This is a genomic window from Halegenticoccus soli, assembly GCF_002844195.1.
GTDB classification, from domain to species: domain Archaea; phylum Halobacteriota; class Halobacteria; order Halobacteriales; family Haloferacaceae; genus Halegenticoccus; species Halegenticoccus soli.
In genome coordinates this window covers 1-21,550 of the sequence record NZ_PEND01000003.1, presented here as the reverse complement: position 1 = coordinate 21,550, position 21,550 = coordinate 1, and the positions used below count along the sequence as shown (strand labels likewise).

The following is a 21,550-nucleotide window of genomic DNA, read 5'->3' as shown; positions in this document are numbered from 1 at the left end:
TACGATGGCGGACCCGCTGCTCATCGTGCCGTTCGTTCTGTACCTCCTGGCGCTGCTCGGATTCGGGTTCGTCGCTAACCGCTACATGAACAGCCTGGACGATTTCCTCCTCGGCGGTCGGTCGATCGGAAGCGGCGTCACCGCGCTAACGTTACAGGCGACCTCGATGAGCGGGTTCATGTTCATGGGCGGGCCCGCCCTGGCGTTCAAACAGGGCGTCTGGGCGCTCTGGTATGCGGCTGGCGATTTTGGCGGTGGATTAGTGAATCTCGGCGTTCTCGGTCGGGGACTGCGACAAATCACCGAAGCTCTCGGCTCGCTCACGCCGATCGAGTGGCTCGAAGATCGCTACCCGCACCCGAGCGTCCGAATCGTCGGTGCGACGATCGCGATCGTGTTTCTGTCGGCGTACGTCTTCGCGCAGTTCATCGCCGCCGGGAAAGCGATCGAAGCCATCAGCGGACTACCGTTTCTGTACGGCTTGCTGATCGGCGCGGGTATCATCGTCCTGTACACGTTCGTCGGCGGCTACCTGGCCGTCGCGTGGACCGACGCGTTTCAAGCTATCGTGATGGCGGTCGGGATCAACTTGATCCTCGTTTCGGGGGTGCTGTCCGTCGGCGGAATCACGCCCCTGTTCGATCGCATCGCCGCGAAGGACCCCACCTACCTCTCGATCTGGGGGAAAGGGCTGGAGCACGCCGGCGAATTCGGGGTCATCGCCGGCGCAGTCCTCATTTATGCGATCGGGTACATGGGACTCCCTCACGCGGTCGTCCGGCACCTCAGCATGAAGGACGCCGAGACGACGAAAAAGGCGACGGTTTGGAACGTGTTCTACAACACGTTCTTCGTCTATCAACCCTATCTGCTCGGCCTCCTTGCGATCGTCCTTCTCCCGAACCTGGGCGACCCGGAGATGGCAATCCCGACGCTCGCGTTCCAACTGCTACCGACTGTCGTCGCGGCGATCGTGCTCGCCGCGCTCATGGCAGCCGTCATGAGCACGGCCGACTCGCTGCTCATCATGGCTGGATCGATCCTGTCGCGCGACGTCATCCAGCGGTTCAGCCGACGAGACCTCGCCGATCGACAAATGCTCGTGTGGTCACGCGCGCTCGTCCTCGCGATCGGGGTCGCCGGAATCGCCGTTGCCGCCGTTCAGCCGCCGGGGATCTTCGAACTCGTCATCTTTGCGTTCGGCGGGCTCGGAACCGCATTCTTGGTTCCCAACGTCGCCGGCGTCTACTGGGATCGTGCAAACTGGCCGGGTGCCCTCGCGGGGATGGTCGGCGGTGCCGGGACGAACATCGTCTGGACGGCGTGGAACCTCCAGGAGCCGACGGCGATTCACCCGTTCTTCGCCGGCCTCGTTCTCTCCGTCGCGTCGCTTGTCGTCGTCACGCTCCTCACCGAACCCCCGGACAAAGAGGTGATCGCGGAGATCCGAGCCGCACGCGACGCGATCGGCGCACCGGCCGGCACGGCGGAAAAGTCGTCGCCGTCACTCGCACCGGAGGCGACGGCGATTGCGAAACACCTCGAGCGGGTGTCCGAACCGACCGCTCCGCCGACCTCGCGAGGGAACCACCCGACCGCCGACTGAGGGATCCATGGAGACAATCGAGTCGTTTCCGCTGCGCGTCGACGCGGCCGAGGCCGCTCGGACGCTGGTCGAATCCGACGAGCGCATGGACCGTGCGACACCGCACTCGATACTGTACTACCCGTACGGCGTCTTCGCGTTCGAGGTGCGAGCGGAGGCACTCCTCAACTCCTTTCGCGAGAAGGTCACCTGTGCGGTGGATCTCATCAACGAAAAAGAGCTCCTCGTCGACGAACAACCGACGCCCGAACAGCGCTCCGTTCCGCAGCAGAACGTCCTTTCGACGCCGCACTCGGTCGCAGACGTAGAGAGCGCTGCGCGAACGTATCTCTTCGAGGTCACACAACAGCGGCTCAAACTCGTCCGAACGCCGACGCTGCGAGCGTTGTCACGGGCGCTCCTGTATCGGCCGTTTCACGCTCTCGAGTGCACGACCGTCTCCGGCGACGAGTACGACTACGTCGTCGACGGCGTCAGCGGTAAGTTCCATCGCATCTACCTCGATACGCGAAGATAACCGAACGAGCTCTCGGCTCTCGACGCACCTCGAACACTCCACGGCCGAGAGAACGCCTCGAGGAGGTTACGACACGAGATACACCGCGTCAGACCGGATCTCGACGCGCGGTCCGTTCTCCATCGTTATTCGAAACCCGCCTCGATCGCTTCGTCGAGAGCCTCGACCGCCTGCTCTACGTCCGTCCGGGTCGCCACCAGCGGGGGTGCGACGATGATTTGGAACGACGGGCGACCGCCACCGAAGAGCACGCCTCTCTCCCGAGCAGCTTTCAGAACGTCCGAGACCGGGTTGGTCCCCTGGTCGACGCGCGGATCGTGGAACGGCTCGCCCGTTTCGGGGTGAGCGAACTCGATTCCCCAGAGGAAGCCGCGACCCCGAACGCGGCTCACGACGTCGTGGGCTGCGGCGAGTTCCTCCAGTCCGTCTCGGAGTACAGGTTCGAGTTCCCGAACGTTCTCGATCGGGCCGTCGGCGTACGCCTCGATGGCGGCGATCCCGGCCGCACACGCGATCGGGTGACCGCCGAACGTCTGCCCGAGGTCGAAGCCCTCCCGGCGGACGAAGGCTGCGAGCTCCGGCCGCACCATGACGCCCGCCAACGGGACGTACGCGCCCGTGATCCCCTTCGCGAACGTGAGGATGTCGGGATCGACGTTCTCCGTTTCGATTCCGAACCACTCTCCGCACCGCCCGAATCCGGTGATGACCTCGTCCGCAATCAGCGCGACGTCGTACTCGTCACAGAGATCCCGGACGTGGGAGAAATATCCCGGCGGGGCGGGGAATGCGCCGCTGCTCCCGGCCACCGGTTCGACGAGCACCGCGGCGACCGAGTCGGGCCCCTCGTTTCGGATGACGAACTCGAGATGCTCGCCCGCGCGCCGAGCGAGCGTTTCGGGATCCTCGGTGTCGAAAGCCCGCGGAAGCGGCGGCAGGAACTTCGCGGCCCCGGTGGTGGCCGCGTGGCGCTCGACCGTGGCGCGCGTGTTCGGATCGCCCGTGAGGCTCCCCGCGCCGTACGTTCCTCCGTGGTACGAGCGCCAGCGCGTGAGCACCGTGGACGCGTCCTTGTACTCGCGGGCGAGCTGGACGGCGACTTCGTTGGCTTCGCTCCCCGATATCGAAAAGAAGGTGTGCGAGAGGTCACCGGGGGCGATCTCGGCGAGGCGGGTCGCTAACTCCTCGCGCGGAGGGGAACGCTTTGCAGAGGAGACGTAGGGGAGACGCCGGGCCTGTTTGACCATCGCCTGAACGATCGAGTCCTCGCTGTGCCCGAGGTTCGTGCAGTACAGCTGCGAGCTGAAATCGAGATACTCGTCGCCGTCGTCGTCCCGGACGCGGACCCCCTCCCCGTCCGCGAGCGTGAGGACCTCGCCGTCCGGATCGTACCAGTGCGGGATGTTTGCCGCGTCGACCTGCAGTGCCGTGTCCTGAGGAGACATGTGGCAGTGATTGTTGTCCCGAGATATAAATGTTTATTTAAACAGCGTTCGACCACCACCCATATTTTCGACGTATATGTGAGTATTTGGCGTTCACTCTTAAATTGAGCAAAAACGCGGATCCTCGTAAAGCAGTAGAGACAGCTGAACGTCGTGACGAATTTTCAGCATTCGCGACAGCGCGCCGCGAAGTTGTCGAGCACGCGCGTCGCCGTCGAATCCTCGAACGAGTGTTCGCCGTTCGACCAGTCGCTCGGGCGATCCATTACCCGCTCCGTGAATTCCGGGTGGAACTGGACAGTCCAGAGCGGCGCGCTCTCGTGACGGGTACAGAAGTAGTCGTTGTAGTCGGTGCTCGCCGTCGATACCATCCCCGCACCGGGTTCGGTTACTAGATCCGCGTGCAGGACGGGGACGACCGGCTCGACGCCGGCGAGGACGGCGTCCCCAGCGTCCAGTTCGGTCATCTCGACGAACGTCGCGCGGCGCTCGTCCTTCGCGACCTCGCCGCCGAGCGCCTGGTTGACGAGCTGGTGTCCGAAGCAGACGCCGAGGAGGGGAACCTCGCGGTCGATGCAGCGACGGACGAGCTCGCGCTGGGGGTCGAGCCACCCGTCGTGGTCCGCGTCGTAGACGCTGGCTGTACTCCCGCAGAGGACGACGCCATCCACGCCGTCGAGTGACGGTAGGGTCGGATCGTCCGCGAAGACGCGGTACTCCGAGCCGGGGAGCAGGCGCACGATCTCCGGTCCGAGGTACCGGTAGTCCGGGTTGACCTCGTTGTCGAGAACGAGTAGCATCACGATTTGAAACGCGTGAGGACAAAATATAATATTTTCGAACGTAGTTGTACAGGAGTCGGGGACTTCGAATGATAGGGAACGAATCTACGTCGACGGCAATTGCGGTACAACCTCGCCGCGCGTCCGCGCGGTGGACGCCATGACCGATCACGGCGAACGGATGCGTGCGTGCATCGATGAGGAAGGTATCGAGCACGTGTTCGTCGAGTTCGCGGACGTAAACGGCATCTCGCGGTCGAAACAGATCGCCGCGGAGTACTTCATCGAGCACTGGGACGGGGGGTTTCCGATGAATCTCCTGTTGCTCGTACAGACGCCGCGAAACGACGTGCCGCAGGGCACGGGGCTCGGCGAAGAGATAGACTACGGCGACGGAACGGTCCGACCCGATCCGTCGACGTTCCGGGTGCTCCCGTGGCGCGAGAACGCGGCGCGCGTTCTGTGTGATTTCACCCGCGACGGGCAACCGGTCGAGGCGGCGCCCCGAACCGCGCTCAAGCGCGTTATCGAGACTGCGGACGTCGACTTCGACCTCTTCGTCGGCAGCGAACTCGAGTTCTACCTCCTGGACGAGGATTACACGCCGTGTACTGACCACAAACACGAGTGCGTATCGTGGGCGACCGAGGAGATCGCACCGTTCTATGACACTGTGACCGAGTGGTGTGCCGGATACGGCATCGACCTGCATTCGCTTCAACACGAGCACGGCGCGGGTCAGCTCGAGATACTGTTCGACTACGGGCGTCCGCTCGCTCAAGCCGACACGACGTTCGATTTCAAGCGGCTCATCAAGCAGGCGGGCCGCCACCACGATCAGTGGGCGACGTTCATGGCGAAGCCGTTCGGTGATCGATCCGGAAGCGGCTACCATCTCCACGTTAGCGCCTTCGAGGGCGGCGAAAACGTCTTCGAAGGGGCGGAGGGAGAGCTCTCCGAGACCGGCCGCCACTTCGTCGGCGGGCTACTGGCGCACGCCGACGCGCTCGCGGCGCTCGGAACGCCAACGATCAACGCGTTCAAGCGCTACGCGCCGGAGGAGTTCGCACCGTACACCGCCTCGTGGGGTTACGACAACCGAATGACGGCGATCCGAGTTCCGCCCGGGACGGTCAGGCTGGAGAATCGGATCGCCAGCGCCGACGCGAACCCCTACCTCGTCATCGCCAGCACGATCGCGGCGGGGCTGCACGGCGTCGAGGAGGGACTGGAGCCCGAAGCGGCCGTCACCGGTGATCCTGTCGGTCACTGTCCGGAGCTGCCCCGGTCACCCACGCGGGCGCTTCGAGCGCTCGAAGCCGACAAAGAACTTTCCGAGCGGCTGGGGAGGGAAGTAACCGCGGCGTACGCCGCGACGAAGCGGCGCGAGTTACGGGCGTTCAACGACCACGTGACAGATTGGGAGCGCGAGCAGTACGTCGAAACGCTATAGCGACTGTTCGTCCGCGAGTCGCGGAGCGAGATCTTTGAACGCTTCGAGGTGCTCGTCGACGTACGCTCGATCGTGCTGGACGCTGATGGTCCACTGTTGGGCGATGCCGTGGGGCTGGGCCATGACGCCCCGGTTGAGCATCCCGAAGAAGTAGTTCTCCTGGAGGTCTGGATCGACGTGGGTTTGGAAGTCTCGGTAGTTCCGGATCTCGTGGTCGGTGAACACGGCGGTTCCCTGAGTCGTCACCTGATCGACGTGGCCGACGAGACCGGCGTCCTCCATGACGTCCTCGTACCCCTGCGCGAGCGCGTCGCCGAGGGCGTACGCGCGCTCGTAGGCTTCGTCGGTGAGCACGTCTCGGAGGACGGTCACGAGCGCGCGGAGGACGAGCGGGTTACCGTTGTAGGTGCCGAAGTGGGCGGCGTCGTCCTCGATGGTCCGCATAATCTCCTCGCTGCCGCCGAACGCGCCGACGGGGAAGTTGCCGCCGATGCTCTTCGCCATCGCGACGAGATCCGGTTCGACGCCGTAGTACTCGGCCGCGCCCCCCGGCGCGACCTTTGCGCCGGTCTTCACTTCGTCGAAGATGTAGACCAGGCCGTACTCGTCGCAGAGCTCGCGCAGGCCGTGCAGGAACCGCTCTCGCGGCTGGGTGACGGCGACGTTCATCACGATCGGTTCGACGATGACGGCGCCGATCTCGTTACGGTGTTCGCGGAGAATAGACTCGACGGCCTCGAGGTCGTTGAACGGCGCGACTTCGACGGTTTCGGCGACCTGTTCCGGAACACCCGCGCTCTCGACGAGCTTCGCCGGGCGCTTCGGGTGTCCCCACTTCCCCTCGGGGGTGGACTTGCTGATGAGGACGTAATCGTGGACACCGTGGTACGACCCCTCTATCTTCAGGATCTTGTCCCGGCCGCTGTACGCGCGAGCGACGCGAATGGCGTGCATGGTGCTGTCGGTGCCGCTGTTCGTGAAGCGGACGAGGTCAATCGGGTCCCACCGCCGCTTTATTTCGACGGCGGCCTCCGAGAGGAGCTCGTGCGGGTGACAGTAGAGCGTCCCGTCGCCTAGCTGGTCGGCGACAGCCTCGTTGACGGCTGGATGAGCGTGGCCGACCATCGCCGCGCCGTTGTTGAGTGCGAAGTCGAGGTAGGCGTTCCCGTCGACGTCGTAGAGGTGGACGCCCGACGCGCGCTCGACGAAGAGCGGGTGGGGGTCCCAGTTCCGGAAGGTGCTTGCGACGCCCGCAGGCACGTGCGCGCGGGTCTCGCGGTGAAGTCTCTCGCTGGTCGGCGTTCGTTCGACGTACTCGGATTCGATGTCTGGCCAGAGTTGCATGGTGTTTCGGGTAGGCGTTCGTAGGCGGTTCGGACCGGCAGCGGTCAGCGTGGGCGGAGGTGGGTCCAGCATCGAGGGGCTGAGGTTCGGCGTCCGAGCCGCCGCGATCCTACAATTCATTGCGTCGTCGGAGCAGTTCGCTTCCCACGATGAGGACGATGCTGAACAGCAACACGACGGTGGAGATCGCGTTGATGACCGGACTGATGCCGTGGTTCATGCGCGACCACAGGTAGACCGGGAGCGTGTTCTTCACCCCGCTGGTAAAGAAGGCGATGAGGAAGTCGTCGAACGAAAGTGCGAAGGCGAACATCGCTCCGCTCACGATGCCGGGCATGAGCATCGGGATGGTGACGCGGCGGTACGTCTGCCAGCGGCTCGCCCCGAGGTCGCGTGCCGCCTCTTCGAGATGCGGGTCGAAGCCGCTGAGGCTGGCGCTAACGGTGATAAGGACGAACGGCGTGACGAAGACGAGCTGCCCGATCATCACCGTCTTCAGGTCGGTACTGAAGCCGAGGTATTTGAACCACATCAGGAGACCGACGCCGAGGATGAGTCCGGGGACGGTCATCGGTGCGATGATGAGCGAGCGGTAGACGCTCTTGAGTTTGAACTCGTAGCGGACGAGGCTGATGGCACCGAGCGTCCCGAGAGTTGTGCCGATAACAGTGACGAACACGGCGACGATGGCGCTGTTGGTCGCCGAATCGATGAGCACCTGGTCGGTGACCATCTCCGCGTACCATTGCACTGTGAAGCCGCTCCAGGGAAGCGTCGAGTAGGTTCCTTTCTCGAAGGAGAAGACGACGAGCACGACGATAGGGAAATAGAGGAATGCGAACACGAGCAGAGTCCAGACGTGGATCCAGTAGGTGTCGAGAACGTCCCGGAGGCGGCGGAGCGGGAGGCCAGTTTCGGTCATCTCCGACGGGCGGTCGCCGGTCGTAACGTCGGTTCCGCCGCTCATGTCAGATCATCTCCTCGATCTCGACGTGGCGCATCAGGGCGCGTAGCACCACCATCACGATGAGCATCAGGACGCTCGCGATGGCTGCGCCCATAGGCCAGTCGCCGCCGAAGCCGAACTGATAGTCGATCAGCGGGCCGACGAACGTCGTGCCGCCCCCGAGCATCGAAGGGACGATGTACGATCCCATGCTGAAGATGAACACGAACATGGTGCCCCCGACCAGGCCGGAGAACGAGAGCGGAAGGATGATACGCCGGAACACGACCCAGCGGGAGGCGCCGAGATCGTAGGCGGCATCGATGAGCGACTGGTCCATCTTCTCCAAACTGGTGTAGAGCGGGAGTATCATGAACGGCAGCCAGAGGTAGGTCAGCCCGAGCCAAATGGAAAACTTCGTGTTCAACAACCAATCGATGGGCTGATCGATGAAACCGGCGTAGATGAGCGCGGAGTTGACCACCCCGCGCGATCCGAGGATGAGCCGCCACCCGTAGACGCGAACGATAAAATTTGTCCACCACGGGATCATCACCAGTATCAGAAGCTGGTTCTTGTGGGACCCGCCCCTGCGGGCGATGAAGTAGGCGATCGGGTACGCAATGACGATCGCCGACAGCGTAGTGAGCACCGAGATGAGTACGGTGTTGGTGAACGCCGTCCGGGGAACGAATCCGGTGAAAACCTCGACGAAGTTGTCGAGACTGTAGTCGGGAATCAGGACGAGGTTCTCCATCTCCATGGTCGCAATCGTCACCATGATGAACAGCGGACCGACGAAGAACAACAGCTGCAAGAGGAGAACCGGGCCGCTTGTTACGACGACGCCGGCCGGGAGCGGAGAGCGGTCGACCGCTCTCTCGAAGCGCTCACCCAGCGCCGAGCGTTTCCCGTCACTTGTTGCCATGGTCTAACACAGTCCTTCGCACGGACCCTCTTCAATCTTGTCTTTGATTCTGCCGATTGGCAAGTACTCCTTAATACGTTCAATTGAATCGGACTTTGATGATATTCTGTCCCATTAGGTAAGGTAATTTATAAGAAGATATATTAATCGGGAGGGTAATCTGTCAGTTCATACGATGGCAAATGAGAGCACGGATGACGGTCACGGACGGAGATACAGCGCCGAGCCAACCGACGGACGGCGAGCCTTCCTGAAGGTAGCGGGCGCGGCGAGCGTCGCAGGGCTAACCGGTTGTATGGGAAAGCGAGACGTAGGAGCGAGCGGCGGGGGTGGGACGACCGAGGAGAGCGGCGACGAACAAGTACTCAACATCCTCACGTGGGAGGGATACGATCACGACGACCTGCTCGGAAAGTACAAAGACCGCGGGGTAGACGTGAACGTGAAGCTCATCGGCTCCGACACGGAGGCGTTCAACATCCTCCAGGGCGGCGGGACCAGCGAGTACGACGTGATGGTCATCGACAACACGTGGGTCCAGCGCCACGCACGCGCGGGCACTATCGAAGCGCTCGACCCTGAGGACTTCAGGGAGATGGATAATTTCATCGAGCGCTACCAGTATCCGTTCGAGCCGTTCAGCTGGGAGGACGAGATGTACGGCGTTCCGACCCGGTGGGGTTGGGACTCGCTCACCATCAACACGAACGAAGTGGACGAGGAGATGGCGACCGAAACCGGGTACGAACTGTTCTGGACCGGCGGCGAGAGCGGCGAATTCAAAGGGAAAGTGGGCACTGTCGACTGGCCGACGTGGGTCATCCCGGCTATCGCTATTCGGCTCGGGTACGAGCCGTACCAGCAGAGCGAAGACGAACTCGCGGACATCAAAGAGAAGCTCATCCAAATGTTCGAGAACGTCGAGGCCGTCTACGGGGGCGGGAGCGACACGCGACAGGCGATGCAGAACGAGGACATTTGGCTTGCGCCCATCGGGAATTACTACTTCAGCACGATGTACCACGAGGGCGCAAAGTGGGTGAAGACGCTGCTCACTGAGCAGGCGGGCGGCATCGCGTGGACCGAGGGGGCCTGCGTGGTGAAGAATCCGCACAACCGCAAGCTTGCGGTCGAATTCATCAACGACGTCACGACCCCCGAGGGACAGTACTCGGTCTGCTGGAAACCCGGCAACAAGGGGATTCCGGTGAACGAAAACGCCTACGACCAGTTTTCCGAGGAGGAACAGGTCTCGCTCACGTTCAACCAGAACGGCTTCGACGCGGCCGAGACCATCGTCGAGAAGTGCATTCCGTACCAGTTCTCCGAACACACGGACGAATGGACGGACATGTGGTCGGAGGCGAAGGCGCGAGCGGGGTTGTAGTATGCCCGTAGAGCAGACAGGAGCAAGCGCCGAATCGGCAGCCTCCAGATCGGCCGAAGAGACGGGTCACATCCGCATCGGCGGGTTACGCAAAGAGTACGACGACGTCACCGCGGTGGCAGACTTCGACATCGAAATCCGCCCCGGCGAGTTCATCACGCTGGTCGGTCCGTCCGGCTGCGGGAAAACGACGACGCTGCGCTGTGTCAGCGGGCTCGAAACGCCAACTGACGGGGACATCTTCATCGACGGCGAGCGCGTCACCGACCTGACCGCGAACAAACGGAACACGAGCATGGTCTTCCAGGAGTGGGCCCTCTTTCCCCACATGACGGTCAAAGAGAACATAGCGTTCGGGCTCGAGATGGACAACGTCCCGAAGCCCGAGCGTGAGGAACGGGTTACGGAGGTACTCGAACTCGTTGAGCTTCCCGGATACGGTGACCGCAGCATCGGCGAACTTTCCGGCGGCCAGAAACAGCGCGTCGCCATGGCCCGCGCCATCGTTCGTGAGCCGGACGTCCTCCTGCTGGACGAGCCGCTGGCGAGCCTCGACCGGGGGCTCCGTCAGCGCATGCAGGTCGAACTGAAGGACATCCAGGAGCAACTCGGGATCACCTTCCTCTACGTCACGCACGATCAGGAGGCGGCGATGACGATGTCCGACCGGATTGCGGTGATGAACGAGGGGAGATTGGAGCAGGTCGGCCCGCCCACAGAGCTGTACGACCACCCGGAAACGACGTTTGTGGCGACGTTCCTCGGCGAAACGAATCTCCTGACCGGAGTGACGACCAGCTCCGAGGAAGGGCTCGGCGTCGACACGGGCACGGAGACGCTCGCCGTCGGCGACAGCGGTTTCCCCCCGGGTGTCGAGGTGGGCGTGTCGGTTCGACCCGAGAACGTCACACTTACCCGCCCCGGCGGCGGTGACGAGCTGGCGAACCGGTATCGGGGGACCGTCGACGACGTCATCTACAAGGGTGCGACTACGAAGTACGTTGTCGATATCGGGACTCGAACGCTGGTCGCACAGCGACAAAAGACGCGGCAGGAATCGCAGTTTCAGGAGGGGGAAGCGGTCGTCGTCGGTTTCGAACCCTCGGACTGCGAGCTCATCGAGCAGTAACCATGCTCCACGCAACGGGACCACTTCTGACCGTCGACGTGGGTTCGCGCGAGACTGAACTGGAGGATATCGACGCGGTGCTGGAGGCGTTCATCGGCGGACGCGGGGTGGCGACGCGGCTCGCTCACGAGCGGATCCCGTTCGGAGTCGATCCGTTCGATCCGACTAACAGCCTGTTCTTCACGACGGGGCCGATGCAGATCTCGCGGATGAGCTTCACCGGGCGGATGAACTGCACGGGCGTCTCGCCGTTAACCGGCGGCCTCCTCTCTTCGAACGCCGGCGGCTTCCTCTCCAGAAATTTCGCCGCGACCGGCTACGGTGCGGTCCAGCTTACGGGCGAGAGTGACGACCTGCTCGTCGTCCACGTCACCGACGAGGGCGTCGAGTTCGAGGACGTTCCCGACCTCGAAGGAGCCGCCGTCCCCGAAGTAGAGGCATCTCTCGACGAAGAACGAGGGTTCGGCAGCGAACACCTCGCCGCGATCGGACCGGCGGGCGAGAACCGCGTCCGGTTCGCCGCCATCGTGACCTCGTCCGGCCGCGCTTTCGGCCGAGGCGGGTTAGGGGCCGTACTGGGTGCAAAGGGCGTGAAGGCGATCACCTTCGACGGCGCTGCCAGCCACGACATCGACGTTCCGGCTATCCAGACGGAGGTTCATCGCGAAGCCGCCACCGATGACCATATCATGAAACGGCAAGGCACCGCGAGCATAACCGACCTCGCGAACGAGGTCCGTGCGCTTCCCACCCGCTACTTCGCCGAACGCTCCTTCGAGGGCGTCGAGGGAATCAACGGCGACGCGGTCGAGGAGAAGAAGTACCGGAAGGGTACCTGCTCCGCCTGCGCGTTCGCCTGCAAACTACCGACGCGCGACGGGGAAGCGAACATCGAGACAGAGGGTCCGGAGTTCGAGACGGTGATGGCGTTCGGCTCGAACCAGGCTGTCGACGACGTCGTTGCCGTCATGAAATCGAACGAACTCTGTGACTCTCTCGGGATGGACACCATCTCCTGTGGCGACGTCGTCGCAGCGTACCTGAAAGCGGAAGGCGAATTTGGCAATGTGGACCTGGTCCACGAGACGGTCAAAAAGATCGCCTATCGGGAGGGCGTCGGCGATTTCCTCGCGGAGGGAGTCGATCGAATCGCCGATGAACTGGGCGTTGAAAACTGGACCGTGAAGGGTATGGAGTTTCCCGCCCACGACGGGCGTGCGCTCCACGGTCAAGGACTGGCGTTTGCAACCGCCAACCGCGGCGCTGACCACATGTACGCTGAGTTCTACGACTACGAGTACCCCCTCGTGAGCCAAGAGGAGGCGTTCCCTCCCGAGGGACTAGAGGGAAAGGCTTCGACCCTCGTCGCCGCCGAGAACGCGAACGCGGTGAAGGACAGCGGCGTCGTGTGCAAGTTTTCGGGGAGTTACGTGACCCCGGAACGCCTCGAAGCGCTCTTCGGCGCCGACTACGGGGACTTACTCGCGGTCGGTGCACGGATCGTCGATCTCGAGCGTCACTTCAACAACCGACGCGGCTTCGACCGCGGGGACGATACGCTCCCCTACGGCCTGCCGGGGTTCGACGAGGCTCTCTCGACCTACTACGCGGAACGGGGCTGGAGCGACGACGGGACGGTTCCGGAAGCGCGGGTTTCTGCGGCCGTGTAAGCGGTAGTCTCTCCGGAAGAACCACGGTGACATCGTCGGCGCTCGCAAGTTTTCTCCTCGTCGTGAGACCGAGTACGTCGAACGGATACCATCTTCCCGGCTAGCGGAGTCGAGGCGGGTTCGAAACTCCAGACCACCGGAGGTACAGCGCGGTCGCCTGTGCGGGCGGTTGGCAAGGCGTTCTGCGAACCGCAACTCCGCCGCGTGGATCACGCCCATCCTGTCAGTATCGATGTCAGACATAGGCGCGTAATGACAGAGACAACGTCAAGCACGGATCCGTCCTCTCCCCTTCACGAGTTACTGGCCTTCGGGTTACGGGTGAAGGCCAGCGAACAGCGTCCGGTTACTCAAACGAACTGAGAGATCCCTCGCCTGCTCGAGATCGAACAGAGCCTCTCCCGACTGCCGTTGGCAGCGCCTGGAGAACGCTCGATGCACTGATCGGTTTCGACGATACACATAAATACGTGATACTCTTTGTATTGCTACTAGTTACCAAACATGCCACGAGTGAACGTGAGCGGTGTAGTAGCACAGCTAGTACAGAGACCGCGGAGGCGCACCGTAACGATCCTCTTTTCCGCGTACTTCCTCGCACTCTTTCTCTCCGTGATGCCGCCGTTCTTCAGTTTCGTGAACCGGATGGAGCCGTCGGTGTTCGGTCTGTCGTTCGTCCTGTTCTGGACACTGTTCGTCGGAGTCATGATGGCACTTGGCCTTTCTGCGCTCTACTGGATCGAGTGCAAACGAGGGGAGGTAGTCGGATGACGCTCTCAGATCTCCTACCGGCTCTGCTTATTTTCGCGTATCTCGCGCTGCTCGGCGTAGTGGTTCTACTCTACGGTCGTATGCGGGACAGTACGATGGAGGAGTACGCCGTCGCCGGGCGGTCGTACCCGTGGTGGATGATGATATTCACCGTGTTAGCGACCTGGCTCGTGGCGAGTGTGTATACGAGTTGGTTTGCGTGGGCGGGATCGGGCGGCGTGATCGCCTTCTACCTGGTGATTTACACCATTGCCGCGCTGGTCGTCTATTACGCTCTCGCACCGCGGGTGTGGAAGTGGGGGAAGCTCCACGACCTCTACAACATGCCCGATTTCATCCGCCTTCGGTACAACTCGCCGGGCCTGGCCGTCCTGATGGCGATCGGCGGGATCATCATCGGAGCGCCGTGGCAGGTCCTGAGCATCAAGACGTTCGGTTTCCTCATGGAGGAGGCGACTAACGGGACGATTCCGTTCAACGTCGGGATGGGCATCATCACGCTCGTCGTTCTCGGTTATATCGTGTTCGCAGGGATGCGAAGCGTCGTGATCACAGATTTCGTCCAGGGGATAATTTCCACAATCATTCTGTTGGTCGCCCTCGTCTGGATCGCCCACAGCCTGTTCGGCGGCTTCGGCCCTCTGCTCGGCCAAGTCGCGGCGAAAACTCCAAGCCTGCTGACGGTGCAGGACAGTAGCGGCTACTGGGCGTCAATTATCCTCACCGGGACGATCGGCGGGTACGCCTGGCTCGAAGTATTCAACCGGATCTTCCTGGCAAAGGACGTGCGGGAGGTGAAAAAGGTCGCCGTCGGCGCTCCGCTTCTCGCGGTCGTCGCTACCTTCGCTCTGCTCGTGCTTGGAATGGGTGCGAGCCTCGTTCCGCAGGTAACCGAGGCCGGCGAGAGCGCTTTCTTCGTGATGGCACGAATGGCCGGTGGACCACTCCTTCTCGCAGGCGTTGGCATTATCGTCCTCGCCGCGGGGATGTCGAGCATCGATTCGCAGCTCGCCACGCTGGGCGTCGTCACGTCCTGGAACGTCGTCAAAGAACTCAAGCCCGATATTTCGACGAAGGACGCGGTGAACATCTCGCGCGCCGTTATCGTGCTGTGGGTCGCGATCGCGTTCTACCTGGCGACGCTCGATCTCCCGCTTCTGGCGAAGATCGCGATTTGGGCCTATGAGGGGATCGTTCACCTCGTTCCTCCAATTGTCCTGGGACTGTTTTGGAAGCGGGGTAACAAGTACGGCGCGTTCGCCGGCATCGTTCTCGGGCTTACGGTTACCTTCACTATCAACCTCACCATGGCCTCTAGCTTCGGCGGTCCCGCTATCGCCGGGTTCACCGGTGCTATCATCGGGTTACCGGTGAACGTGGCGATGTACGTGGTCGGCGCGTATCTCGGACCGGAGGTCGACTACGTGGACGAACTCTTCGAAGAGATCTCCGAGTACGACGGGTCCAAAACGCTCGATTTGAAGAGCCGCGGGAACGTCCTCGGCGAGTACGAACCGCTCTCGCCGGTCGATAACGACTAAACGATGACAGAGAAAAACCTTGCCGTCTACTGGGACGACAGCTTTCTGGCCCACGAGCCGCCGGCGGGCGAGTTCGAGGCAGAGTGGACCGGCCGACTTGCGGTGAAAGAGCCGCACCCGGATCGCGAGGAGCGAATTCGCAATATCCGCCACATCATCGAACACACCATCGCGGACCGCGTCGACTGGGAGCCCGTTGATCCAGTGACCGACGAACAGCTCGCTCGCGTCCACGAGCCCGAGTACGTCGACGCGTTCGAGCGTTTCTGCGAGGCTGGCGGCGGGCGACTCACGGCCGAAACCGGTGCGAACGAGGCGTCTTGGACCGCAGCACGACACGCGGCTGGCGCCGCCGTGCAAGTGACAGAGCGGGCGTTCGAGAGCGACGAGCTGCCGTACGCGCTCTGTCGCCCGAGCGGTCACCACGCTCAGCCGGCGCAGGCCGACGGTTTCTGCTTTTTCAACAACGTCGCGATTGCGGCTGAACACGCCCGGGAGACCGGTCTGGCCGATCGCGTAGCAATCCTCGATTGGGACGTCCACCACGGAAACGGGACCCAGGAAGCGTTCTACGACCGTGACGACGTGCTCTTCGTCAGCCTTCACAACGAGCACTGGTCGTGGGATCCGGAAGCGCACCCTCAAACCGGTGACGGAGACGAGTACGGGGCGGGCGACGGATACGGGTACAATCTCAACGTCCCGCTGCCGCCGGGCACCGGTAACGACGGGTACGCGTACGCCTTCGATCGAATCGTGGAGCCCGTAATCGGGGCGTTCGATCCGGATCTCCTGCTCATCAGTGCGGGGCAGGATCCCGGTACAGTCGACCCGCTCGGCCGGTGTGTCGTCACGAAGGAGGGATTCGAGACGTTTGGCCGACGCGCCCGGCGGTTGAGCGAGCAGTCCGCCGACGGCCGACTCGTGCTCGTCCAAGAGGGCGGGTACCAAATCAGCCACCTCCCCTACGCGACTCTCGGTGTCCTCGAAGGCGCGCTCGGAATCGAAACGGGGATCGAAGATCCGTTTGCCTGGCTCGACGAGGACGTCGAGTCGGCGCGGCGAGCGATCGACGACGTTGCAACGGCGTTCGCTGACCGCTGGCCCGCCGTCGATACCTGACCGGCTGGCAGCTGTCGGGTACGTTTCGGAAGAATCGGGATCGACGACGGCGCGCGGATCATCTACGGCCTCGGTGATTCCTTCGTGCAGACGTCCTCGTCGAGCCAGGCGAACGGATCTACGGGACGGTGACTCGGCTTCCCGCCGAGATTCATCCCAGATACGGCCTCGATCCGGGCTATGAGAAACCGCGCCCGCGACGTCGCCGTCCGGTACTGGCGGACGGCGGAACCGCGGAACCGCGGAACGGATTCGCGAATTCGTAACGGTCAGTACTCTCTGTCGATAGTGATATGCCCTCAGCTATCGCGTAGCAAACCGGGGAAGCACTCATGAACCGTCACTTCAAACCGGAGGGGTATTCCAGCGTCTCACCCTACCTGATAGTCAAAGACGCTCAGCGCGTCATCGACTTTCTCGCGGCTGTGTTCGACGCGGCTGAACTCCGGCGGTATGATCGGCCCGATGGGTCCATCATGCACGTCGAAGTACGCCTTGACGACACAGTTATCATGCTCGGAGAAGGGGATGACACCGTTTCGGCGTCCGCATCAGTGGTCCACGTCTACGTGCCAGATGTCGATACCGCCTACCAGCGTGCGCTCGAAACAGGTGGTACCGCCATCCAGGAGCCGATGCAGCGGGAGGACGACCCAGATCGGCGGGGGATGGTGAGAGATCCCGAGGGAAACCTGTGGGCAATCGCGACGCGGAGCGAGTGACGTGACAGAGTAACTTGGACGCCGACCACGGTTGAGAGATAGGTTCAATCGAGAACTATAGTCGGAATGACCCTTGTCCTCTCCCTCTCCACTCTCGCGACGGAGCGATGAGGCTTTAGCCGGTGAGCGCCTATTATTCAGTACGACGAGAATGAGTACAGAGGCGGATCTCTCTCCGATCGAAAAGCGAGCGTACGACCTGATTGTTTCCGAAGGTAGCCTCCTCCAGAGCAATCTGTGGAAAACACTCGACGTTTCGAGCCGTACAGGCAGCCGTCTCGCGACTGCTCTCGAAGGGAAGGGACTTCTCACGCGAGAGCAGACGACGAGCGAGGGCCAGCGGACCTACCTGCTTAAACCGACGAACGGCCGCGCCCCTGCGCCCTCTCGGACGCAGAGCGGACGCGCAGCGGTCGGATCAACTGCCGAGACGGATGCTGACCCGGATACCCGAGAAACGCGCGCGTTGGCACTCATCCGCGAGCGGGGGGGACTCTACCAGAGCGAGCTCTGGAAGGAACTGGGGGTGAGCAGTCGAACGGGAAGTCGTCTGGCGACCAGCCTCGAATCCGAGGGACTGATCCGCCGGGAAGAAGCGACGCACGACGGACGGCAAACGTACGTCCTTCTCCCAGCGAAGGAGGAGCTCGACTTCTCGTTACTGATGGCCGGGAATGCGTTCTCTCCGCTCGTCGGGACCGACGAGATCGATCCTCTCACGTCCGATGTCTTTACCCGGTGGATCGTACGCCTTGCCTCCAAGGGGCGGTAACTGCCCCAGCGTGTACGAGAGAGAGAGGACATCCTCGCGGAAGGTTGAGGCCCAAAAACAGGAAGGAGTGCGGTTAGCTTTCGAGGGTCGCGTCGAGTGTGATGTCCGGGCCGGCTAACGCCTTCGAGACCGGGCAATTCTCCTTGGCGCGCTGGGCGAGCTCGTCGAACGTCTCCTGGTCGATGTCGGGAACGGCGGCTTCTAGTGTGAGCTCGATGCGCGGAATTTCGAAGCCCCCGCTGTCGGCTCGTTCGAGGTGAACATCCGCCTGGGTGTGGAGGCGATCGGGCGCGTACCCCTCTTCTTCGAGGAACGCCGTCAGCTGCATCGAGAAACAGCCCGAGTGGGCTGCCCCGATGAGCTCTTCGGGATTCGTCCCGGGCTCGTCTTCGAAGCGGGTCGGGAATCGGAAAGTCCCTTCGATTTGCCCACTCTCGGTCTCGAAGTCGCCGCTTCCGTCCTTTCCACCCTGCCAGGTCGTTTCAGCTTGTCTTGCGGTCATCTCCATCTCGTCGTACGGTCGGCATTCATTTGGAGATACCGGCGCAGGAGTTTTTCGGCGGCGACGGTGGTGGCTTGAGCGACGCATCCTGGCCGTTGGTCTCGCCATCCGCGAGTGGGATCTCCTGACTCCTGCAGAACGCGCCGAGGCCGAGAATTGACCGAGGTCAGTCCCGCACCCTGGCGGCGATCCGAACGCTCACTTGGTCGAACAACTCGGGCGTGACGTCCTTGACCGCGTCCCTCACGTGACGGCTGTCGAACATATCCCGAACGACGTCGAGGCGAAACAGCCGAAAGCGACGCTTGACCCGACTCGCCTTGACCCACCGACCGGACCCGAGTCGCCGGAAATCATCGTTACGTGGTATCGCCGGACTCCTCACGACTGGTTTCGCGTGAACTACAGTGATCCGAACACGGGATTTCGCGCAGGGTGACACCGAGACGAGGACCATCCCGACCTCGGCCGGGCTCACTTCCAGCACTCGACAGCGGAAGCCGAAGATCGGCGGGGCGTCGCATCCGAGCACGAGACTCCGCCACTCATTCTTCGGGAGATCATGGGAAAAACTCCTCGAGGGCGTTCTTCCACAACTCCGCCAAGGGTTCTGATAGAGATCTGAGCGTAGCCTGCGGGCGGAATCCCGATTCCGCCCAGTGAGACGCCAGTAGCCGCCCCCGACACCTTACCGTAATCGAATCAAATCATTTAATTAATATCTTCTGTGAATTATATCCGGACATGGTAGGATATTCTCGGCGGAAATTCCTCGGGACGAGCGGCGTGGTGGTCGGGGGAGTTGGACTGACGGCGCGTAGTGCGACAGCCGCTCCGCGGGAGCGTTTCCTGGTCAACACCGCCTCGGTCGACGACCGATCCAACCTCGACGTCGTCCACCGCCTCGAACCGGTCAGCCTCTCCGTCGTTCGCGGCGCGGAACGCGACGTGAAAGACCTGGGCGAGCGGTACGCACGCGACGTGAGCGTCGCGCGCACCGACCCCGTCGACAGGCCGGCGCGAGCGAGCGAGAGCGCGAGCGACGAACCGCTGTACGACCTCCAGTGGGACAAACGGGACCAGCGGATCCCCGAGGTTCACGAGGTGACGCGCGGCGAAGGATCGCGCGTCGCCGTCATCGACACTGGGATCGCCGCGGACCACCCCGACCTCGAACGCGCTGTGAACGAGGGCCTCTCGAGAAACTTCACGGAGGACGACCTCGGCGTCGGCGAACCGTACGGCGGCTACCACGGAACCCACGTCGCCGGCATCGTCGCCGCGTCCGACCGAAACGAGGTCGGCGTCGTCGGCAGCGCACCCGCCGCCGAACTCGTCGACTGCCGCGTGTTCTCCGAGACGGACGCCGCGGAGACGCTGACGGGATTCTTCGGCGACGTTCTCGCGGCGATCGTCTACAGCGCCGAGATCGACGCGGACGCTGCGAACCTGAGTCTTGGGGCGTACCTCGACCGACGGGGACTCGGCCCGTTCTGGGGGAAGGCGCTCAATCGGACGGCGACCTACGCCACCCGACGGGGCACACTCCTCGTCCACGCGGCGGGGAACGTCAGTACCGACCTCCAGCACGACGGGAACCACGTCGACACCAGCGAGAGCGCGAGGAGCGTCAACGTCAGCGCCACGGGACCCGTCGGGTTCGCGTGGGGGGATCCCGGACTGGAGGCGCCGCCGCACGCGCCCTCGTTCTACACGAACTACGGGACGAACGCCATCGATCTCGCCGCACCCGGCGGCAGCGCGAGCGCCGACGTTCTGGACGACGATGGGGACGACAGGCCCGAAGGCTGGTTCCGGGACTTCGTGCTGAACTGCGTCGCTATCCCGGACTACGCCGCCGACGGGACGTACGAAGGGACGGAGTACGGCTACGACTGGGTCGCCGGCACCTCGATGGCCGCGCCGCAAGTGACCGCTGCCGTGGCGCTGGTCCGGAGCGTCCACCCAGACTTCACCGCCGGGCAGGTGCAGACCGCGTTGGAGCAGGCCGCGTCGGTCCCGGAGGGCTACGACAAATCCTACTACGGATCGGGGTACCTGAACACGCTCGGCGCGGTACAAAACTGAGCGACTCTCGCCGCCGGCGGCGCCGCGCATTCAGCGTTCGTCGGAGACGGTTCCCTCGGCGCGTCGATGTTCAACCCTCCACAGACGTCGCGAGTCCGTCGATCCCGCGCGCCGAGGAGCGGCTCGCCGATCGGTCGAAAAACGGTGTGCCGCCCGGCGGTCGCTTGGAGGATCGCGGCGGGCGATACGGCGCGGTCGGGTTCCGTCAAAAAAACGCACTCGGCCCCCGTCCGCACCGGCGATGAGCGCGTTGTCTCCGCTGTCGGGGAACTCGACCGTCGGTACTCCCATACCGACGTGACCGAACTTCGCTGCGAAGCTCGCTCGGACCGCAACGCGGTTTTATATGACTGTACGAAGTCACCCGTCACGTGTACGACGTCATAATCGTCGGCGGGGGAATCGTGGGCGCTTCGGTCGGATACCACCTGTCGAGCGCCGGCGCCAGCGCGCTTCTCGTCGACCGGCGGGATCCCGGTCGAGCGACCGACGCCGGAGCCGGCATCGTCTCGCCCGAAACCAGCCGTCACGACTCCGAAACGTGGTACGAGTTTGCCGTCGAGGCGGCGAGCTACTACCGCTCGCTGACAGCCGAGTTAGGAGAGAGCGGGGTAGAAGAGACCGGGTACAGCCAGTGCGGCATCCTCGTAGCCAGTCGTTCGGAGGACGATACGGCCTTCTCCGAAGGCCGGAAACGCATCTACGCCCGACGGGCGAAATCGGATCACCCACCGGCCGATCGGCTGTACGACGTGTCGCCCGAGGAGGCGCGGGATCGGTTCCCGGCTCTAGGCGACGTTCCAAGCGCCATCTACTACGAAAACG

General features: G+C 63.1%; 18 protein-coding genes and 2 pseudogenes. 14 read left to right on the top strand and 6 right to left on the bottom strand.

Annotated features, from left to right (window positions below; all coding sequences use genetic code 11):
• Positions 1 to 4: 4 nt before the first annotated feature.
• Positions 5 to 1,606 carry a sodium/proline symporter gene (locus CNO20_RS08765; protein ID WP_101295779.1) on the top strand — a complete coding sequence of 534 codons (1,602 nt, stop codon included), beginning with the start codon at positions 5 to 7 and terminating at the stop codon, positions 1,604 to 1,606.
• 7 nt (positions 1,607 to 1,613) lie between these two features.
• Entirely contained in the window at positions 1,614 to 2,123 is a 510-nt protein-coding gene (locus tag CNO20_RS08760) for a hypothetical protein (RefSeq protein ID WP_101295778.1), read from the top strand.
• A 125-nt stretch (positions 2,124 to 2,248) separates the two neighbouring features.
• On the opposite strand, the gene CNO20_RS08755 is transcribed toward CNO20_RS08760, so the two are convergent.
• Both CNO20_RS08755 and CNO20_RS08750 read right to left on the bottom strand, forming a co-directional pair.
• Positions 2,249 to 3,568, bottom strand: coding sequence for an aminotransferase family protein (locus CNO20_RS08755; protein WP_101295777.1), 1,320 nt, complete (start codon positions 3,566 to 3,568; stop codon positions 2,249 to 2,251).
• Positions 3,569 to 3,732: 164 nt separating this feature from the next.
• Positions 3,733 to 4,368 carry a type 1 glutamine amidotransferase gene (locus CNO20_RS08750; RefSeq protein WP_101295776.1) on the bottom strand — a complete coding sequence of 212 codons (636 nt, stop codon included), beginning with the start codon at positions 4,366 to 4,368 and terminating at the stop codon, positions 3,733 to 3,735.
• Positions 4,369 to 4,510: 142 nt separating this feature from the next.
• On the opposite strand from CNO20_RS08750, the gene CNO20_RS08745 reads away from it, so the two are divergent.
• On the top strand, positions 4,511 to 5,803 hold the full coding sequence (locus CNO20_RS08745) for a glutamine synthetase family protein (RefSeq protein WP_101295775.1): 1,293 nt from the start codon (positions 4,511 to 4,513) through the stop codon (positions 5,801 to 5,803).
• Here CNO20_RS08745 and CNO20_RS08740 read toward each other — a convergent pair.
• From CNO20_RS08740 to CNO20_RS08730, 3 genes are all read right to left on the bottom strand, one after another.
• Positions 5,798 to 7,147 carry an aspartate aminotransferase family protein gene (locus tag CNO20_RS08740; RefSeq protein WP_101295774.1) on the bottom strand — a complete coding sequence of 450 codons (1,350 nt, stop codon included), beginning with the start codon at positions 7,145 to 7,147 and terminating at the stop codon, positions 5,798 to 5,800. The two genes, CNO20_RS08745 and CNO20_RS08740, sit on opposite strands and share 6 nt — an antisense overlap.
• A gap of 109 nt (positions 7,148 to 7,256) precedes the next feature.
• The gene (locus tag CNO20_RS08735) at positions 7,257 to 8,114 is read right to left on the bottom strand and encodes an ABC transporter permease (protein ID WP_101295773.1); all 858 of its coding nucleotides are present in this window, start codon (positions 8,112 to 8,114) and stop codon (positions 7,257 to 7,259) included.
• A gap of 1 nt (position 8,115) precedes the next feature.
• Entirely contained in the window at positions 8,116 to 9,021 is a 906-nt protein-coding gene (locus tag CNO20_RS08730) for an ABC transporter permease (protein WP_101295772.1), read from the bottom strand.
• 295 nt (positions 9,022 to 9,316) lie between these two features.
• Between CNO20_RS08730 and CNO20_RS08725 the strand changes: the two genes are divergently transcribed.
• From CNO20_RS08725 to CNO20_RS23695, 8 genes and pseudogenes are all read left to right on the top strand, one after another.
• Positions 9,317 to 10,408: an ABC transporter substrate-binding protein gene (locus CNO20_RS08725; protein ID WP_158237380.1), complete on the top strand. Its 1,092-nt coding sequence runs from the start codon at positions 9,317 to 9,319 to the stop codon at positions 10,406 to 10,408.
• A gap of 1 nt (position 10,409) precedes the next feature.
• The gene (locus tag CNO20_RS08720) at positions 10,410 to 11,537 is read left to right on the top strand and encodes an ABC transporter ATP-binding protein (RefSeq protein WP_101295770.1); all 1,128 of its coding nucleotides are present in this window, start codon (positions 10,410 to 10,412) and stop codon (positions 11,535 to 11,537) included.
• Positions 11,538 to 11,539: 2 nt separating this feature from the next.
• A complete protein-coding gene (locus tag CNO20_RS08715; RefSeq protein WP_101295769.1) occupies positions 11,540 to 13,207 on the top strand; it encodes an aldehyde ferredoxin oxidoreductase family protein in 1,668 nt (555 codons plus the stop codon).
• A gap of 519 nt (positions 13,208 to 13,726) precedes the next feature.
• Entirely contained in the window at positions 13,727 to 13,978 is a 252-nt protein-coding gene (locus CNO20_RS08710) for a hypothetical protein (RefSeq protein ID WP_143423166.1), read from the top strand.
• Complete coding sequence (locus tag CNO20_RS08705) at positions 13,975 to 15,519, top strand: sodium:solute symporter family protein (protein WP_101295767.1); 1,545 nt, start codon at positions 13,975 to 13,977, stop codon at positions 15,517 to 15,519. The genes CNO20_RS08710 and CNO20_RS08705 overlap by 4 nt, the downstream gene beginning before the upstream one ends.
• Before the next feature lie 3 nt (positions 15,520 to 15,522).
• On the top strand, positions 15,523 to 16,641 hold the full coding sequence (locus CNO20_RS08700) for a class II histone deacetylase (protein WP_101295766.1): 1,119 nt from the start codon (positions 15,523 to 15,525) through the stop codon (positions 16,639 to 16,641).
• Positions 16,642 to 16,973: 332 nt separating this feature from the next.
• The gene (locus CNO20_RS08695; protein ID WP_101295765.1) at positions 16,974 to 17,363 is read left to right on the top strand and encodes a VOC family protein; all 390 of its coding nucleotides are present in this window, start codon (positions 16,974 to 16,976) and stop codon (positions 17,361 to 17,363) included.
• Between the two features lie 418 nt (positions 17,364 to 17,781).
• Positions 17,782 to 18,135, top strand: a pseudogene (locus tag CNO20_RS23695) (helix-turn-helix transcriptional regulator); the annotation flags it as partial.
• Between the two features lie 73 nt (positions 18,136 to 18,208).
• Here the strand turns inward: CNO20_RS23695 and CNO20_RS08685 are convergent.
• Complete coding sequence (locus tag CNO20_RS08685) at positions 18,209 to 18,637, bottom strand: OsmC family protein (RefSeq protein ID WP_101296180.1); 429 nt, start codon at positions 18,635 to 18,637, stop codon at positions 18,209 to 18,211.
• A 247-nt stretch (positions 18,638 to 18,884) separates the two neighbouring features.
• Between CNO20_RS08685 and CNO20_RS23690 the strand changes: the two are divergent.
• The 3 genes and pseudogenes from CNO20_RS23690 to CNO20_RS08670 all read left to right on the top strand — a co-directional run.
• A pseudogene (locus tag CNO20_RS23690) lies at positions 18,885 to 19,251 on the top strand (hypothetical protein).
• 130 nt (positions 19,252 to 19,381) lie between these two features.
• Positions 19,382 to 20,725: a S8 family peptidase gene (locus tag CNO20_RS08675; protein WP_101295763.1), complete on the top strand. Its 1,344-nt coding sequence runs from the start codon at positions 19,382 to 19,384 to the stop codon at positions 20,723 to 20,725.
• Positions 20,726 to 21,096: 371 nt separating this feature from the next.
• Positions 21,097 to 21,550: FAD-dependent oxidoreductase (locus CNO20_RS08670; RefSeq protein WP_233204035.1), on the top strand; the 454-nt coding region annotated here is incomplete at its 3' end.

Bases quoted from the DNA above. Each gene is read 5' to 3' on its own strand.
- CNO20_RS08765 (WP_101295779.1), top strand. From the start codon at position 5: ATGGCGGACCCGCTGCTCATCGTGCCGTTCGTTCTGTACCTCCTGGCG.
- CNO20_RS08760 (WP_101295778.1), top strand. From the start codon at position 1,614: ATGGAGACAATCGAGTCGTTTCCGCTGCGCGTCGACGCGGCCGAGGCC.
- CNO20_RS08755 (WP_101295777.1), bottom strand. From the start codon at position 3,568: ATGTCTCCTCAGGACACGGCACTGCAGGTCGACGCGGCAAACATCCCG.
- CNO20_RS08750 (WP_101295776.1), bottom strand. From the start codon at position 4,368: ATGCTACTCGTTCTCGACAACGAGGTCAACCCGGACTACCGGTACCTC.
- CNO20_RS08745 (WP_101295775.1), top strand. From the start codon at position 4,511: ATGACCGATCACGGCGAACGGATGCGTGCGTGCATCGATGAGGAAGGT.
- CNO20_RS08740 (WP_101295774.1), bottom strand. From the start codon at position 7,147: ATGCAACTCTGGCCAGACATCGAATCCGAGTACGTCGAACGAACGCCG.
- CNO20_RS08735 (WP_101295773.1), bottom strand. From the start codon at position 8,114: ATGAGCGGCGGAACCGACGTTACGACCGGCGACCGCCCGTCGGAGATG.
- CNO20_RS08730 (WP_101295772.1), bottom strand. From the start codon at position 9,021: ATGGCAACAAGTGACGGGAAACGCTCGGCGCTGGGTGAGCGCTTCGAG.
- CNO20_RS08725 (WP_158237380.1), top strand. From the start codon at position 9,317: ATGGGAAAGCGAGACGTAGGAGCGAGCGGCGGGGGTGGGACGACCGAG.
- CNO20_RS08720 (WP_101295770.1), top strand. From the start codon at position 10,410: ATGCCCGTAGAGCAGACAGGAGCAAGCGCCGAATCGGCAGCCTCCAGA.
- CNO20_RS08715 (WP_101295769.1), top strand. From the start codon at position 11,540: ATGCTCCACGCAACGGGACCACTTCTGACCGTCGACGTGGGTTCGCGC.
- CNO20_RS08705 (WP_101295767.1), top strand. From the start codon at position 13,975: ATGACGCTCTCAGATCTCCTACCGGCTCTGCTTATTTTCGCGTATCTC.
- CNO20_RS08700 (WP_101295766.1), top strand. From the start codon at position 15,523: ATGACAGAGAAAAACCTTGCCGTCTACTGGGACGACAGCTTTCTGGCC.
- CNO20_RS08695 (WP_101295765.1), top strand. From the start codon at position 16,974: ATGAACCGTCACTTCAAACCGGAGGGGTATTCCAGCGTCTCACCCTAC.
- CNO20_RS08685 (WP_101296180.1), bottom strand. From the start codon at position 18,637: ATGACCGCAAGACAAGCTGAAACGACCTGGCAGGGTGGAAAGGACGGA.
- CNO20_RS08675 (WP_101295763.1), top strand. From the start codon at position 19,382: ATGGTAGGATATTCTCGGCGGAAATTCCTCGGGACGAGCGGCGTGGTG.